This is a genomic window from Streptomyces sp. NPDC029296 (assembly GCF_055569255.1).
Genome location: NZ_JBVHXT010000086.1, coordinates 1 through 15,223 on the forward strand (window position 1 = coordinate 1; position 15,223 = coordinate 15,223).

At 74.7% G+C, this 15,223-nt stretch carries 10 protein-coding genes and 1 pseudogene; 6 read left to right on the forward strand and 5 right to left on the reverse strand.

Translation table 11 applies throughout. From position 1 onward, the window contains the following. Window positions 1–106: 106 nt before the first annotated feature. On the forward strand, window positions 107–460 hold the full coding sequence (locus tag ACZ4W9_RS39795) for a hypothetical protein (RefSeq protein ID WP_467944128.1): 354 nt from the start codon (window positions 107–109) through the stop codon (window positions 458–460). A gap of 139 nt (window positions 461–599) precedes the next feature. Here the strand turns inward: ACZ4W9_RS39795 and ACZ4W9_RS39800 are convergent. Next, a pseudogene (locus tag ACZ4W9_RS39800) lies at window positions 600–986 on the reverse strand (NlpC/P60 family protein); the annotation flags it as partial. Window positions 987–1,136: 150 nt separating this feature from the next. Between ACZ4W9_RS39800 and pcrA the strand changes: the two are divergent. Next, window positions 1,137–3,614: a DNA helicase PcrA gene (gene pcrA / locus ACZ4W9_RS39805; RefSeq protein ID WP_467944129.1), complete on the forward strand. Its 2,478-nt coding sequence runs from the start codon at window positions 1,137–1,139 to the stop codon at window positions 3,612–3,614. A 43-nt stretch (window positions 3,615–3,657) separates the two neighbouring features. Here the strand turns inward: pcrA and ACZ4W9_RS39810 are convergent, their stop codons facing one another. Next, window positions 3,658–5,169: a M23 family metallopeptidase gene (locus ACZ4W9_RS39810; RefSeq protein ID WP_467944130.1), complete on the reverse strand. Its 1,512-nt coding sequence runs from the start codon at window positions 5,167–5,169 to the stop codon at window positions 3,658–3,660. A 275-nt stretch (window positions 5,170–5,444) separates the two neighbouring features. Beyond that, window positions 5,445–6,299 carry an esterase/lipase family protein gene (locus tag ACZ4W9_RS39815; RefSeq protein ID WP_467944131.1) on the reverse strand — a complete coding sequence of 285 codons (855 nt, stop codon included), beginning with the start codon at window positions 6,297–6,299 and terminating at the stop codon, window positions 5,445–5,447. A 219-nt stretch (window positions 6,300–6,518) separates the two neighbouring features. Here ACZ4W9_RS39815 and ACZ4W9_RS39820 point away from each other — a divergent pair, with 219 nt between their 5' ends. Continuing rightward, window positions 6,519–6,941 carry a cobalamin B12-binding domain-containing protein gene (locus ACZ4W9_RS39820; RefSeq protein ID WP_318201819.1) on the forward strand — a complete coding sequence of 141 codons (423 nt, stop codon included), beginning with the start codon at window positions 6,519–6,521 and terminating at the stop codon, window positions 6,939–6,941. Here ACZ4W9_RS39820 and ACZ4W9_RS39825 read toward each other — a convergent pair. Together ACZ4W9_RS39825 and ACZ4W9_RS39830 are read right to left on the reverse strand one after the other, a co-directional pair. Continuing rightward, the gene (locus ACZ4W9_RS39825; RefSeq protein ID WP_467944132.1) at window positions 6,917–8,587 is read right to left on the reverse strand and encodes a DUF5691 domain-containing protein; all 1,671 of its coding nucleotides are present in this window, start codon (window positions 8,585–8,587) and stop codon (window positions 6,917–6,919) included. The two genes, ACZ4W9_RS39820 and ACZ4W9_RS39825, sit on opposite strands and share 25 nt — an antisense overlap. 49 nt (window positions 8,588–8,636) lie before the next feature. Further along, complete coding sequence (locus ACZ4W9_RS39830; RefSeq protein WP_467944133.1) at window positions 8,637–9,983, reverse strand: SWIM zinc finger family protein; 1,347 nt, start codon at window positions 9,981–9,983, stop codon at window positions 8,637–8,639. 132 nt (window positions 9,984–10,115) lie between these two features. Here ACZ4W9_RS39830 and ACZ4W9_RS39835 point away from each other — a divergent pair, with 132 nt between their 5' ends. From ACZ4W9_RS39835 to ACZ4W9_RS39845, 3 genes are all read left to right on the forward strand, one after another. Beyond that, window positions 10,116–11,246, forward strand: coding sequence for an ATP-binding protein (locus ACZ4W9_RS39835; RefSeq protein ID WP_467944134.1), 1,131 nt, complete (start codon window positions 10,116–10,118; stop codon window positions 11,244–11,246). Continuing rightward, window positions 11,243–13,894 carry a DUF5682 family protein gene (locus ACZ4W9_RS39840; RefSeq protein ID WP_467944135.1) on the forward strand — a complete coding sequence of 884 codons (2,652 nt, stop codon included), beginning with the start codon at window positions 11,243–11,245 and terminating at the stop codon, window positions 13,892–13,894. Before ACZ4W9_RS39835 ends, ACZ4W9_RS39840 begins: the two co-directional genes overlap by 4 nt. Next, on the forward strand, window positions 13,891–15,223 hold a 1,333-nt coding region (locus ACZ4W9_RS39845; protein ID WP_467944136.1), incomplete at its 3' end, for a VWA domain-containing protein. The genes ACZ4W9_RS39840 and ACZ4W9_RS39845, both read left to right, overlap by 4 nt.

Consider the following 15,223-nt stretch of genomic DNA (forward strand, 5'->3'; position numbering starts at 1 on the left):
GCGAGCCCAGCTCCGACGAGGCGTGACGGCCCTCACCACTCGAACACCCCAGGAACGGCACCCTGCCACCCCGGGGGCTCTTAGCAACGAATTAGGCTCCGGCTCCATGGACGTACTCATCCATCTCTTCGTCGGCCTGCACATCATCGGCATCGCCGCGCTGCTCGGCGGTTTCCTCACCCAGATGAAGGCGATGGGCCGGGGCACGGCCCGGTTCGTGCCCGGGATGCTGCACGGCGCGATCACGATGCTGGTCACCGGCGTGGCTCTGGTCGGGCTCAACCAGGCCGACGACCACCACCTCAACAACGTCAAGCTCGGGGTGAAGCTGGCCCTGCTGGTCGTGATCCTCGGCCTGGTCTACGTGAAGCGCGACGAGGAGCGGATCGACAAGGGGATCTTCGGGCTGGTCGGGCTGCTGACCCTGGCCAACATCTTCATCGCCGTCCTGTGGACCTGATCCCCGGCGCGTCCCGGCGTCAGCCCGGCCGGACCACGCTGTGGACGGCCGCCCCGCCGAGCGCGGAGACCGGCTCCTCGCGGACGTAGGCGCCCGGCCTCGGCGCGTGGATCATCATGCCGTCGCCCGTGCAGAGCCCTACGTGTCCGGTGTCGTCGTGGAAGAAGACGAGGTCACCGGCGCGGGCCTCGGCAGCCGGAACCGGGCTGCCGGCGCCGGCCTGCGCGGACGCCGTGCGCGGGAGGGTGACGCCGGCGGACTTCCGACTCCTTCCGTGCTGCCGCCTGCCGGATGGGTGCGAGCGGACTCCGGGAAGGGCCGCCCCACGGTGCCGTCCCGGGCGGGAGTCGGCCGATTCACCCCGGGATCGGTGGGTCCCCGACTCCGGGCGCCGTGCGGGGCGCCGGACTCGGCGGAGGCCGTACGGCCCGGCGACGTTCGCCGGAGAGGGTGTCGTGCGGCCTGACGGCAACCTGCCAACTCGTGAGTCTTCTGTGAAGGTCGATGCTCGCCATGTCCGATACATTTCCGTGACCTGAGGGCGGTGCGCGCGTCGGTGACCAGGTGCTTCCGCCGGGGGCACGCCGTACGCGGGAAAGATCAACCACCCCGGGAACGGGCCATGTTCCGGGGACGGCGACCGGTTGTCGGTGGGGCGCCCTAGACTCGTAGAGCGATGAGCAGCCTCTTTGACGACAGCTTCCTGGCGGACCTCCAGACCCCCCGCGGGCACGAGGAGGAGCCGCCGCCGCCCGAGGACGACCACGTTCCGGAGCCGATTCCGGACGATCTGTTCGGCGGGAAGTTCGACGTGCCGCCGGACCGGGACACCCACTACCGCGACGGCGCCCCGCGCCCCGCGCTGGACGCGGCGGCCCTCCTGGAAGGGCTGAACGAGAACCAGCGCGCCGCCGTCGTGCACGCCGGCTCCCCGCTGCTCATCGTCGCCGGCGCCGGCTCCGGCAAGACCCGCGTGCTCACCCACCGCATCGCCCACCTGCTGGCCGAGCGGCACGTCCACCCGGGCCAGATTCTCGCGATCACCTTCACCAACAAGGCCGCGGGCGAGATGAAGGAGCGTGTCGAGCAGCTCGTCGGCCCGCGCGCGCACGCGATGTGGGTGATGACCTTCCACAGCGCGTGCGTGCGCATCCTGCGCCGGGAGAGCAAGAGGCTCGGCTTCACCTCGTCGTTCTCGATCTACGACGCCGCCGACAGCAAGCGCCTGATGGCCCTGGTCTGCCGCGACCTGGACCTCGACCCCAAGCGCTTCCCGCCCAAGTCCTTCAGCGCCAAGATCAGCAACCTGAAGAACGAGCTGATCGACGAGGAGGACTTCGCCGCCCAGGCCGCCGACGGCTTCGAGAAGACCCTCGCCCAGGCCTACGCCCTGTACCAGTCGCGGCTGCGCGAGGCGAACGCGCTGGACTTCGACGACCTGATCATGACGACGGTCAACCTGCTGCGCGCCTTCCCGGACGTCGCCGAGCACTACCGCCGCCGCTTCCGGCACGTCCTGGTCGACGAGTACCAGGACACCAACCACGCCCAGTACGCCCTCGTGCGGGAACTCGTCGGCACCGGGGAGCGCGCCGCCGGCGAGGCGGACACCCCGCCGGGCGAGTACGACATCCCGCCGGCCGAGCTGTGCGTCGTAGGTGACGCGGACCAGTCGATCTATGCCTTCCGGGGCGCGACGATCCGCAACATCCTCCAGTTCGAGGAGGACTACCCGGACGCGACGACGATCCTGCTGGAGCAGAACTACCGCTCCACGCAGACCATCCTGTCCGCCGCCAACGCGGTCATCGAGCGCAACGAGTCCCGCCGCCCGAAGAACCTGTGGACCAACGCCGGCCAGGGCGCCCGGATCACCGGGTACGTCGCCGACACCGAGCACGACGAGGCCCAGTTCGTCGCCGACGAGATAGACCGCCTGGTCGACGCGGGTCAGGCGCGCGCCTCGGACGTCGCCGTCTTCTACCGCACCAACGCCCAGTCCCGTGTCTTCGAAGAGGTCTTCATCCGCGTCGGCCTGCCCTACAAGGTCGTCGGCGGCGTCCGCTTCTACGAACGCAAGGAGGTCCGGGACGTCCTCTCCTACCTGCGTGTCCTCGCCAACCCCGAGGACTCGGTGCCGCTGCGCCGCATCCTCAACGTGCCCAAGCGGGGCATCGGCGAGCGCGCGGAGGCGATGATCGACGCCCTCGCCCAGCGCGAGAAGATCAGCTTCCCGCAGGCCCTGAAGCGGGTGGACGAGGCGTACGGCATGGCCGCGCGTTCGACCAACGCGGTCAAGCGGTTCAACACGCTGATGGAGGAGCTGCGCACGATCGTCGAGTCCGGTGCCGGACCGGCCACCGTGCTCGAAGCGGTCCTGGAGCGCACCGGCTATCTGGCCGAGCTGCAGTCCTCCACCGACCCGCAGGACGAGACCCGGATCGAGAACCTCCAGGAACTCGCGGCCGTGGCCCTGGAGTTCGAGCAGGAGCGCGGGGAGGGCGAGCAGGGGACCCTCGCCGACTTCCTGGAGCAGGTCGCCCTGGTCGCCGATTCCGACCAGATCCCCGACGAGGAGGACGGCGGCGGCGTCATCACGCTGATGACCCTGCACACCGCCAAGGGCCTGGAGTTCCCGGTGGTGTTCCTCACCGGCATGGAGGACGGCGTCTTCCCGCACATGCGGGCCCTCGGCCAGACCAAGGAGCTGGAGGAGGAGCGGCGCCTCGCGTACGTGGGCATCACGCGTGCGCGGGAGCGGCTGTACCTCACCCGGTCGGCGATGCGCAGCGCCTGGGGCCAGCCCTCGTACAACCCGCCCTCCCGCTTCCTGGAGGAGATCCCGCCCGCCCATGTGGAGTGGAAGCGGACCGGGGCCACGGCCGCGGCGCCGGCGTCCGGGATCGCGGCCTCGCTGTCCTCGACCCGGTCGCGTTCCTCGGCGTCGGGCGCGTCCGGGTTCGCCACCCGGCGCACGGCGGAGAAGCCGGTGGTCGCGCTGGCCGCCGGAGACCGGGTCACCCACGACCAGTTCGGGCTCGGCACGGTCGTCGCGGTGAAGGGCACGGGCGCGAACGCGGAGGCGACGATCGACTTCGGCGACACCAAGCCGAAGCGGCTGCTGCTGCGGTACGCGCCGGTGGAGAAGCTGTAGCCGCGCGGAAGAAGGGCCCCGCCGGCGAGCGGGGCCCCGCGGGTCAGGTGGGGTCCAGGCCGTGGCTGCGCAGCCACGGCAGGGGGTCTATCGCCGACCCGCCCGCCGGCCGGACCTCGAAGTGCAGGTGCGGGCCGGTGGAGTTGCCCGAGTTGCCGGAGTAGGCGATGGGCTCGCCGGCCTTGACGGTCGTACCGGAGGCGACGCGGTAGCTGGACAGGTGGCAGTACCAGGTCTCCGTGCCGTCCTTGGCCGTCACGATCATCATGTTGCCGTAGGCGCTGTTCCACTTGGTGGTGACGGTGCCGTCGGTGGCGGCCAACACCGTGGTGCCGTAGGAGACCGGGAAGTCGATGCCGGAGTGCACCGACATCCAGTTGATGCCGGCCTGGCCGTAGTAGGCGCTGAGCCCGTGCTGCGCGACCGGCAGCGCGAACTTGGGGCGCAGCCGCTCCTTGAGCGCGGCCGCCGCCGCCGCCTTCTTCTTCTCCATCTCCTGCTGCGCCTTGAGGTCGATCCGCTCCTGGGTGCGGCTCGCCCGGTCGGCGAAGTCGTCGGCGCCGGCGGAGAGGGTCTGGAGCTGGGAGTCCAGCCTGCTGTTGGCGACCGCCGGCTTGACCGGCTGCGCGTCCGAGGCGGTGGTGGCGGTCTCCTTGGAGTCGTCGGAGAGCGCGCCGACCGAGGCGGCGGCGATCCCCGCGACCCCCATCACACAGGCCGAGGGCACGGCGACGGTGAGCAGCGCCGAGCGCTTGGCGGGCGTACGGCGCCGGGAGCGGGCCGCGCCGCGCGAGCCCGCGCGGGCCGCCGGGACCGGGGTGACCTCCTCCTGACCGTCCAGCAGTACGCTCACGGCGGGCAGTTCGCCGGTGGCGTCCGCCTCGTCCGGGGCGGAGGCCGCCTCGGTGAACCCGGTGTCCGCGTACGGCTCGTGCGGGAAGGCCGGGGCCGGGTCGCCGGCGGCGTGGGTGCCGACCGCCTCGAAGGTCGCGGTGGCCTGCTGGTCGAACGGTTCGCCGTCCCGCTCGGGCTCGGCCGGCGCGCCCTGCCCGGCGGAGTTCCACTGCGTGGCGTCGTACGCGCCCGTGTCGAAGGTCTGGGTGCCCCACTCCCACTGCTGGGTGGAGTCGGCGGTGCCCGAGGGGTCGGGCTGCTGCCAGGCGCCCGTGTCCCACTGCCCGCTGACATCGTTTCCGGTGGCCTGGGCGGGGACGGTCCAGGCGGTGGTGTCGTAGACCCCGGAGTCGTAGGCGGCCACGTGCTGGGCCGCGTACGGGTCGTAGGCCGGGAGCCGGCCGGTGCCGGTCTGCCACTGGGCGGTGCCGTACGCGCCGGTGGTCGGCTCGCTGCCCGGGAGGCTGCCGAAGAGCGGGTCGGCGTGGAAGCCCGTGGTGCTCGCGGAACCATCGGTAAAACCGGTGGCGTCATATCCGCCGTACGTGGTGAGGTCGTCGTAGGAGGCTTCCTGTGCTCCGTACGGCGCGTAGTGCCCGGTGGAGGCGTCGGAAGCCGGGGCCGGGGTGGTCATCGTCCCCGACGGGTGACGGTCGTTCACCAACTTCTCTTTCGCCTCGACAACAGGGGCTGCCAGAGCAGTGCGGCGACTGTACCCGGCAGTACCTGGGCGCGACAATCTTCGGACGGTTTCGCGTGGGCCGTAAACGGGCATTCGGCCGTGTTTCGGGGGCTCCCAACGCGACTTTGGCTTTGCGTTCGAGGAATGTTCGAGGTCGTGCGGCGTTTTGTGCCCGCTGTGCACGGCCTGTCGGGCGCCCGTGTGCCGCTTTCCGCTGCCGGCCCGCGCGCCGCCCGGCCGGTATCAGGACGCCGTCAGGCCACGGTGAGGCCGCCGGGGCGCCGGTCCCCGGGGTGCGGGGCGTCGAGGGCCTCGCGTATGGCGGTCGCCACGGCCGGATGCACGGGCAGCGCGAGATGGCCGATGCCGGTCACCCGGACGTTGAGCGCGTCGAGATCCGGGTGGGTCAGGCAGGCCGTCTCCAGCGGGACCATCAGCGAGTCCAGGTCGCTCCAGAAGCTCACGAACCGGGTCCGGCAGCCGGGCGCGGGCCGGGTCAGCTCCTCGATCACCGCGGAGCCCGGCCGCATCTGCCGCACGATCGGATGCGCGTCCGCCAGCGGCGCGACCCGGGTCCCGGAGTGCGGGGTGCCCAGCGTGACCAGTGTGCGCACCCGGCGGTCACCGCCGAGACACTGCGCGTAATAGCGCGCGATCAGCCCGCCGAGGCTGTGTCCCACGATGTCGACCCGGGCGCTGCCGGTGCGCTCGCAGATCTCCTCGATGTGCCGGCCGAGCAGTTCCGCGGCGACCCGTATGTCGCAGGTGAGCGGAGAGTAGTTGAGGGACTCGACGCGCTGGCGGCCGTGCTGGGCGAGGGCGCGGCGCAGCAGGACGAACACCGAGCGGTTGTCGATGAAGCCGTGCAGCAGCACGACCGGCGGGGCGGGGCGGACCGGCAGCCGGGCGGTGCCGTCGTCCGGGGCGGGCAGGGCGGCGGGGTGGCGTTCGTGGATCAGGCCGGTCGGATAGAGCAGCAGATGGCCCGCCAGGACGGCGGCGTCCAGGGCCGTCGCCCGCAGCAGCGTCACGGACAGTCCGGCCAGTCTGCCCGGCCACAGACGGCGGCAGAGCGGGAGAAAGAGCGGCAGTGCTCCGGTGACCTTCATCGGCCGACCTCCTGTCGGCACGCGAAGGTCGTCCTCGACCCTCGTGTGCCTCATGTCCCACCATGTGATTTCCCCCTCGCCGCGCACCGTAAAACCGCCGGGTGCGGAATGCTGGGGATAACGTTCGTTCACTTCGACGCTGGCGGAACGCGCCGAAAGTGCGGTACTTGTCGGTGGAACGGAAGCGATCGCTTCCGTGGTCGCTTGATGGAGGCAGTGATGGGTGTGGCAGCCGGTCCGATCCGCGTGGTGGTCGCCAAGCCGGGGCTCGACGGCCACGATCGCGGGGCCAAGGTCATCGCGCGGGCGCTGCGCGACGCCGGTATGGAGGTCATCTACACCGGGCTCCACCAGACGCCGGAGCAGATCGTCGGAACCGCCATCCAGGAGGACGCCGACGCGATCGGCCTGTCCATCCTCTCCGGCGCCCACAACACGCTGTTCGCCGCGGTCATCGACCTGCTCAAGGAGCGGGAGGCCGAGGACATCCTCGTCTTCGGCGGCGGCATCATCCCGGAGGAGGACATCGCGCCGCTGAAGGAGAAGGGCGTCGCGGAGATCTTCACCCCCGGCGCGACGACCACGGCGATCGTGGAATGGGTGCGGGAGAACGTCCGTCAGCCGGCCGCGTCCGGCGGCTGAGCGCCCCCCTCCCGCGGGCCGGCGGGCGGCCGGAGTTCCCGGGTCATCTCCGCCCGCAGCCGCAGCGTGGTGACCAGCCGCATGAACGCCTCCGCCCAGTACCCGCCGGCGCCCGGCGCGGCGTCCTCCGGCTCCTCGGGCAGCGCGAGCAGCGTCTCCAGACGCGTGGCCTCCGCCGGGTCCAGGCAGCGCTCCGCCAGCCCCATCACCCCGCTGAAGCTCCACGGGTAACTGCCGGCGTCCCGGGCGATGTCGAGGGCGTCCACCACCGCCCGGCCCAGTGGCGGCGCCCACGGCACCGCGCACACCCCGAGCAGCTGGAACGCCTCCGACAGGCCGTGCGTGGCGATGAACCCGGCCACCCACGCGGCCCGTCGGTCCGGTTCCAGCGCGGCCAGCAGCTTCGCCCGCTCCGCCAGGGACACCGCCCCCGGGCCGCCCGCCTCCGGCGCCGACGGCGAGCCGAGCAGCGCCCGTGACCACGCGGCGTCCCGCTGCCGGACCGCCGCCCGGCACCAGGCCGCGTGGAGTTCGCCCTGCCAGCCGTCCGTCACCGGCAGCGCCACGATCTCCTCGGGCGTCCGGCCGCCCAGCCGCGCCGGCCAGGTGCCCAGCGGGGCGGACTCCACCAACTGGCCGAGCCACCACGACCGTTCCCCGCGGCCCGCCGGAGGCGTGGCCACCACGCCGTCCCGCTCCATGTCCGCGTCGCATGCGAGCGGCGCCTCCACCACGATCGCCGGCGCGTCCCCGGTCCGGTCCAGGGCCACGCACGCCCTCGCCCGTACGGCCATCCGCGCGGCGAGCGCCGAGCCCGGCAGCGCCGACAGCAGATCCGCCGCGGTGGCCCGCACATTGCGGCTGCGGTCGCCCAACGCCTGTTCCAGGAACGGCTCGTCCGCGTCCGACAGACCCGTGCGCAGCGAGTCCAGGAACATCAGGCGGTCCTCCGCGCGCTCCGACGCCCACGTCGACGCCAGCAGCTCCCGTCCCCGCGCGGGCGTACGGGCGCGCAGCGCGCCGAGCAGCGCCGCCCGCTCCGCGAACAGCCCCTCCTGCCACAGCCGGCGCACCGCCTCCGCGTCCTCGGGGTCGGGCAGCGCCGCGCCGCCGCCGGGGGCGGCGCGCAGGGCGAACCGCCAGTCCGGGTTCAGCCGGGCCAGCCACAGGGCGCGCGGCCCGGCGAACGCCAGCGCCGCCGGACGCAGGTCGGTGCGGCCGCGGGCCGCGTCCAGCAGGGCGGGCAGGGCCTGCGGGGGCGCCGCGTACCCGTGCGCGTTGGCCGCCGCGAGCCACTGCGGAAGCAGTTCCATCAGGTCCGGCGAGCTGCCCCGCCGCCCGCTGCCCGCGCCGCCGGAGCGATCGGCCAGCAGGGTGGTGAGCCGGCGTGCCGCGGGCGCGGGCAGCGGCGGGCGCGGATCGGCGGGCGCCCGCTCGGGACGGCGGGCCGCCGGCCCGGGACGCAGCCCGGCCCGCCGCCGTACGGTCGCCACGGCCGCCGCGTCGAGCAGCGCGGCCGGTGCCGTGCGGCCGGGCGGGACGTGCGCCGGGGCGCGCCGGTCGGTGCCGAGGAGCGCGATGGTGACCAGTTCCTCCCAGGTGCCGTCCGGTAGCGCCGTGTCCCCGCCGCCCGGTGTCCCGTTCATCGCGTTCCCTCCCCTTCGCCCGCCTGCCCGTGGATGTCCGTACGGCCGGTCAGCACAGCGGCACCGCCTCGCCCGCGCCCTCCGGCCACGCCGTGAGCGGGGTGAACCCGCGGTGGCCCGCTTCCCCGAAGACGGTGACGGGGGCGCCGCCGGACAGCGCGACCAGCCGCCACAGGCCGGGCCGGGAGCGGGCGGACCCGGTCAGCGGCAGGGCCGTGTCCGTGTCGGCGTCGGCCAGTTGCCACCGGTCGCCGTCCGGGACCGGCACCACCCGGCCCAGGGTCACCGGGACCGACTCCAGCCAGGGGTCGTCGCGCAGCGCCTCGCCGTACCGGGCCACCGCCTCGGCGGTGGTCGTCCCCGGCGGGCGGAACGCGGCCGGGGCCGGCGCGGCGAACCGCTCGCCCAGGGCGGCCCGGGCCCGGCCCCCGCCCGGATACGCCGTCAGCTCCGCCTCCACGGCCAGGCCGACCGGCAGGGACAGCTCCGGGGACCGGCCCGCCGCGCCGTACGACAACAGCTGCCGGGTCCGGCCGGACTCCGCGCCGTGCAGCCATATCCGGCGCGTCGTCAGTTTCGGGTCCACCACGTCGTACTGAGCGAGGACCAGCCAGCGGTCGCGCAGCGGTGGGCCGTCCGGCGTGGCGGGCAGACCGACCCGGGAGCGGACCGTGGCCGCGAGGGCGTCCGGCAGCCGGTCCCGGCGCAGCCAGCCCCGGTCGAGCAGGTGCAGCAGCGCGCACTCCTCCAGCAGCCGCGCCGGCCAGCCCGCGCCGGACGCCGGGACCGCCCCCAGTTCCCGCACGCGCGCGGCCAGCCCCGGCGCCTGCGCGTCGACCATGCGGGCCGCCGTCTCGTCCCACCAGCCGTACCCCGCCTGTTCGACCGCGGCCAGGCCGCCGCGCAGCAGGTCCGCCAGGCGCTGCTCCAGCTCGGTCGCGCCCGCCGTGATCCGCTCGGCCCGGCGCTCGGCACGCCGCCGGGCCGCCTCCGGATCGGCGGGGCCGCCGGCCGGCCCCGTCTCGTCCCGTGTCCTTGCGGCCTCCTCCCGGCCGCGCCGCTCCGCGAGCCACTGCCCGGCCCAGTCCGGCGGCCGCGCGCCGTCCGGCACCACGTCCCCGTCACCCGCCCACAGCAGGAGCAGGCCGAGCACGTGCTTGCACGGGAACTTACGGCTCGGGCAACCGCACCTGTACGCCGGACCGGTCAGGTCCACCACCGTCTGGTACGGCCTGCTGCCACTGCCCTTGCACAGCCCCCACACCGCCCCCTCTCCGCTCCCGGTCCCGGACCACGGCCCGGCCACCCCGAGCTTGCTTCCCGCCTTGCGTGACGCGGCGTCAGGCGCCAGTGCCAGCACCTGATCCGTGGTCCGGCGCACCCCCTGCTCAGTCATGCCACCGACGGTAGGCCCCGGCACTGACAATCGCCCCGGCGAGCGCGTTCGCGCAGGTCACAGCGATTGTCAGTGGCGTGGTGCACGGTGGATGCCAGAACCGAACCGGCCGAGCTGGAGGGGGCCTCAGCCATGACTGTGTCCGCGGAACCGACGACCGCCACACCCCACCGCGACGAGACCGCGCAGGCGCTGCGTCCGCACGCCGAGCACGCCTTCGCGGCCGAACTCGCCGCGCTCGCCGCACAGGACGACCGCCCGCGCCCGGCCCGCTGGAAGCTGTCGCCCTGGGCGGTGGCGACCTATCTGCTCGGCGGCACCCTGCCGGACGGCACGGTGATCACCCCCAAGTACGTGGGCCCGCGCCGCATCGTCGAGGTCGCCGTCACCACGCTCGCCACCGACCGCGCCCTGCTCCTGCTCGGGGTCCCCGGCACCGCGAAGACCTGGGTGTCGGAGCATCTGGCCGCCGCCGTCAGCGGTGACTCCACGCTGCTGGTGCAGGGCACGGCCGGCACCCCGGAGGAGGCGATCCGCTACGGCTGGAACTACGCGCGGCTCCTCGCCCACGGCCCGAGCCGCGACGCCCTGGTGCCCAGCCCCGTCATGCGGGCCATGGCCGAGGGCATGACGGCCCGGGTGGAGGAGCTGACCCGGATCCCGGCCGACGTGCAGGACACGCTGATCACGATCCTGTCCGAGAAGACCCTGCCCGTCCCCGAACTGGGCGAGGAGGTCCAGGCGGTCCGCGGGTTCAACCTCATCGCCACCGCCAACGACCGCGACCGCGGGGTCAACGACCTCTCCAGCGCCCTGCGCCGCCGCTTCAACACCGTGGTGCTGCCGCTGCCCGAGAGCGCCGACGCCGAGGTCGACATCGTCACCCGCCGGGTCGAACAGCTCGGCCGCTCCCTGGACCTGCCGGCCGCGCCCGACGGCATCGAGGAGATCCGCCGGGTCGTCACCGTCTTCCGCGAGCTGCGCGACGGCATCACCGCCGACGGCCGGATGAAACTCAAGTCCCCCAGCGGCACGCTGTCCACCGCGGAGGCCATCTCCGTCGTCACCAGCGGCCTCGCGCTCGCCACCCACTTCGGCGACGGCGTGCTGCGCCCCGGCGATGTCGCGGCCGGCATCCTCGGCGCCGTCGTCCGCGACCCGGCGGCCGACCGGGTCGTCTGGCAGGAGTACCTGGAGACGGTCGTGCGCGAGCGCGAGGGCTGGACCGACTTCTACCGCGCCTGTCGGGAGGCCGGCGCATGACCGGCACCGGGGAGGGCACGGCCTACGACGCCGGGCCGCTGCTGCTGGGCGTACGGCACCACGGGCCCGGTTCCGCGCGCGCGGTGCGGGCCGCGCTGGACGCCGCCCGGCCCGCCGTCGTCCTCGTCGAGGGCCCGCCCGAGGCCGACGCGCTGATCCCGCTGGCGGCCGACCCCGCTCTGCGGCCCCCGGTCGCCCTCCTCGCGCACGCCGTCGACGAGCCCGGCCGCTCGGCCTTCTGGCCGTTCGCCGAGTTCAGCCCCGAGTGGGTGGCCATCCGCTGGGCCCTGGCACACGACGTCCCGGCCCGCTTCATCGACCTGCCGGCCACGCACACCCTGGCGTGGCGGGAGGAAACGGAGCACGACGCGGCCGGCGACGAGGACGGCCGCGATGACCGGGGGCGCGGCCCGGACGGCGGCGAGGGCGGTTCCGACGGCCGTGGGCGACGTTCCGAGGGCCGCGACGGCGGGACGGGCGGGGGCGTGGGCGGTCCGGGCGCGGGCGTGAGCGGTCCGGACGGGTGTGGGGGCGGCGCGGGCGGCCGTGCGCTCGGGCCGGGGGACCGGGAGGGTGGTTCCGGTGGTGCCGGTGACGTCGAGGAGTTCCGGGTCGATCCGCTCGCCGTGCTCGCCCAGGCGGCCGGGTACGACGATCCGGAGCGCTGGTGGGAGGACGTCGTCGAGCACCGGGGGCCGGGCGCCGGCGACCCCTTCGCGCCGTTCGCGGCGGTGGAGGAGGCCATGACCGCGCTGCGCGAGCGGTACGGCGCCGGCGGGCGCCGGGACCTCGTCCGCGAAGCCCATATGCGGCTGCGGCTGCGGGCGGCGCGCAAGGAGTCCGGGCACGCCGTGGCCGTGGTGTGCGGGGCCTGGCACGTGCCCGCGCTCCGCGAGAAGACCACCGTCGCCGCCGACCGCGCCCTGCTCCGGGGCCTGCCGAAGATCAGGACCGACGTCACCTGGGTGCCGTGGACGCACCGCAGGCTGGCCCGGACCGGCGGGTACGGCGCCGGCATCGAGTCGCCCGGCTGGTACGAACACCTCTTCCAGGCCCCCGACCGGCCGGTGGAGCGATGGCTGACCAAGGTGGCCGGGCTGCTGCGCGAGGAGGACCGGATTGTGTCCTCCGCGCACGTCATCGAGGCCGTCAGGCTCGCGGAGACGCTGGCGGCGCTGCGGGGCCGCCCGCTGCCCGGCCTCGGTGAGACCACCGACGCGGTGCGCGCGGTGCTGTGCGAGGGCTCGGACGTGCCGCTGGCGCTGGTGCACGACCGGCTGGTGGTCGGGGACGCGCTGGGCGAGGTACCGGAGTCGGCGCCCGCCGTGCCGTTGCAGCGCGACCTGGCCCGGCGGCAGCGCTCGCTGCGGCTCAGACCCGAGGCACTGGAGCGCGACCTGGAGCTGGACCTGCGCGGCGACACCGACGCCGGGCGCAGCAGGCTGCTGCACCGGCTGAGGCTGCTCGGCGTCGACTGGGGGGAGCCGGTCCGGTCCCGGGGCGGTACGGGCACCTTCCGGGAGACCTGGCGGCTGCGCTGGGAACCCGAGCTGTCGGTGCGGGTCGCCGAGGCGGGCGTGTGGGGGACGACCGTACGGGCGGCGGCCCGGGCCAGGGCCGAGGCGGACGCGGCGGCGGCGCACGCCCTGGCCGACGTCACCGCGCTCGCCGAACAGTGCCTGCTGGCCGGACTGCCGGAGGCGCTGCCCGTGGTCATGCGGGTGCTCGCCGACCGGGCCGCCCTCGACACGGACGTCGGCCACCTCGCCCGGGCCCTGCCCGCCCTGGTCCGCTCCTTGCGCTACGGCGACGTGCGCGGCACCGACACCGGGGCGCTGGCCGGGGTCGCCGCGGGCCTCGCCGAGCGCGTCTTCGTCGGCCTGCCGCCGGCCTGCACCGCCCTCGACGCCGACGCGGCGGACGAGATGCGCGCCCATGTGGACGCCGTCCACACCGCGGTGGGCCTGCTGACGGAGAGCCTGACCGGGGCGGCCACGGAGCCCCCCGGCGCGGAGGCGGGCGGCGACGGCCGGGCCTCCCGCGGGGACGCCACGCGCCCCACCGGCGGCCACGGCGCCGGCAGTGGCCTGCGGGACCGCTGGCGGACGGTGCTGCGGGCGCTCTCGTCGCGGGACACCGTGCCCGGTGTCATCCGGGGGCGGGCGGCGCGGCTGCTGCTGGACGACGGCGCGTCACGGCCCGAGGAGGCGGCCCGGCTGATGGGGTTCGCGCTGTCACCGGGCACGCCGCCCGCCGATGCCGCCGCCTGGATCGAGGGGTTCGCCGGCGGCGGGGGCGGGCTGCTGCTGGTCCACGACGAGCGGCTGCTCGGCCTGCTCGACACCTGGCTGAGCGGGGTGCCGGCGAACGCCTTCACCGACGTGCTGCCACTGCTGCGGCGCACCTTCGCGGCGTACGACCCGGGGGTGCGCAGAACCCTCGGCGAACTGGTCCGGCGCGGCCCCGGCGGCCGTGCGGACGGTACGGCGCGGGCAGCCGCGGTCCCCGGTTTCGCCGCCGAACCGGACACCGGACGCGCCGACGCCGTGCTGCCGGTGCTGCGGCTGCTGCTCGGCCCGGAGGCGGACGAGGGCACGGACAGGACGGACACGAAGGCACGCGAGAGCCTCGCGGGGGTGGGCACATGACGGACACGACGGCCGGACCGGCACAGGGCCAGGGACCGGGACCGGCACAGGTACCGGTACCGGTAGTGGCGCAGGCACCGGAACAGGCGGCCGACCCGGCGCGGGAGCGGCTGCGGCGCTGGCGGCTGGTGCTCGGCGGGGACCAGGCGGACGGCACCGGATGCACGCTGTCCGGCCGGGACGCGGCGATGGACGGCGCGCTGGCCGCGCTCTACGGCAAGGGGGACCGGCCGCAGCCGGGACGGGACCGCTCGGCCGGGCTCGGTGCCTCGGCACCGTCCGTGGCCCGCTGGCTCGGGGACATCCGCGTCTACTTCCCGTCCTCCGTCGTCCAGGTCATGCAGCGCGACGCCATCGACCGGCTCGGCCTCGCCTCCCTGCTGCTGGAACCGGAGATGCTCCAGGCGGTGGAGCCCGACGTGCACCTGGTCGGCACGCTGCTCTCGCTGCACAAGGCGATGCCGGAGACCACCCGGGAGACCGCCCGCGCCGTCGTGCGCAAGGTGGTCGAGGAGCTGGAGAAGCGGCTCGCCACCCGCACCCGGGCCACCCTCACCGGCGCCCTGGACCGCAGCGCACGCGTCCGGCGCCCGCGCCACCACGACATCGACTGGAACCGCACGATCGCGGCGAACCTCAAGCACTACCTGCCCGAGCACCGCACGGTCGTACCGGAACGGCTGATCGGCTACGGGCGGGCCGCGCGGTCGGTGCGCAAGGAGGTCGTCCTCTGCGTCGACCAGTCCGGGTCGATGGCGGCGTCCGTCGTGTACGCGTCGGTGTTCGGGGCGGTCCTCGCCTCCATGCGGTCGATCAGCACCCGGCTCGTCGTCTTCGACACGGCGGTCGTCGACCTCACCGACCAGCTGGACGACCCCGTCGACGTGCTCTTCGGCACCCAGCTCGGCGGCGGCACGGACATCAACCGTGCGCTCGCCTACTGCCAGGAGCGGATCACCCGGCCGGCCGAGACCGTCGTCGTGCTGATCAGCGACCTCTACGAAGGCGGGATCCGTGACGAGATGCTCAAGCGGGTCGCCGCGATGCAGGCGTCCGGGGTGCGGTTCGTGGCGCTGCTCGCGCTGTCGGACGAGGGGGCGCCCGCCTACGACCGGGAGCACGCGGCGGCGCTCGCCGCGCTCGGCGCCCCGGCCTTCGCCTGCACCCCCGACCTGTTCCCCGAGGTGATGGCGGCGGCCCTGGAGAAGCGCCCGCTGCCGATACCCGACCCGGCGTGGGGGGGGGGGGGGGGGGGGGGGGGGGGGGGGGGGGGGGGGGGGGGGGGGGGGGGGGGGGGGGGGGGGGGGGGGGGGGGGGGGGGGGGGGGGG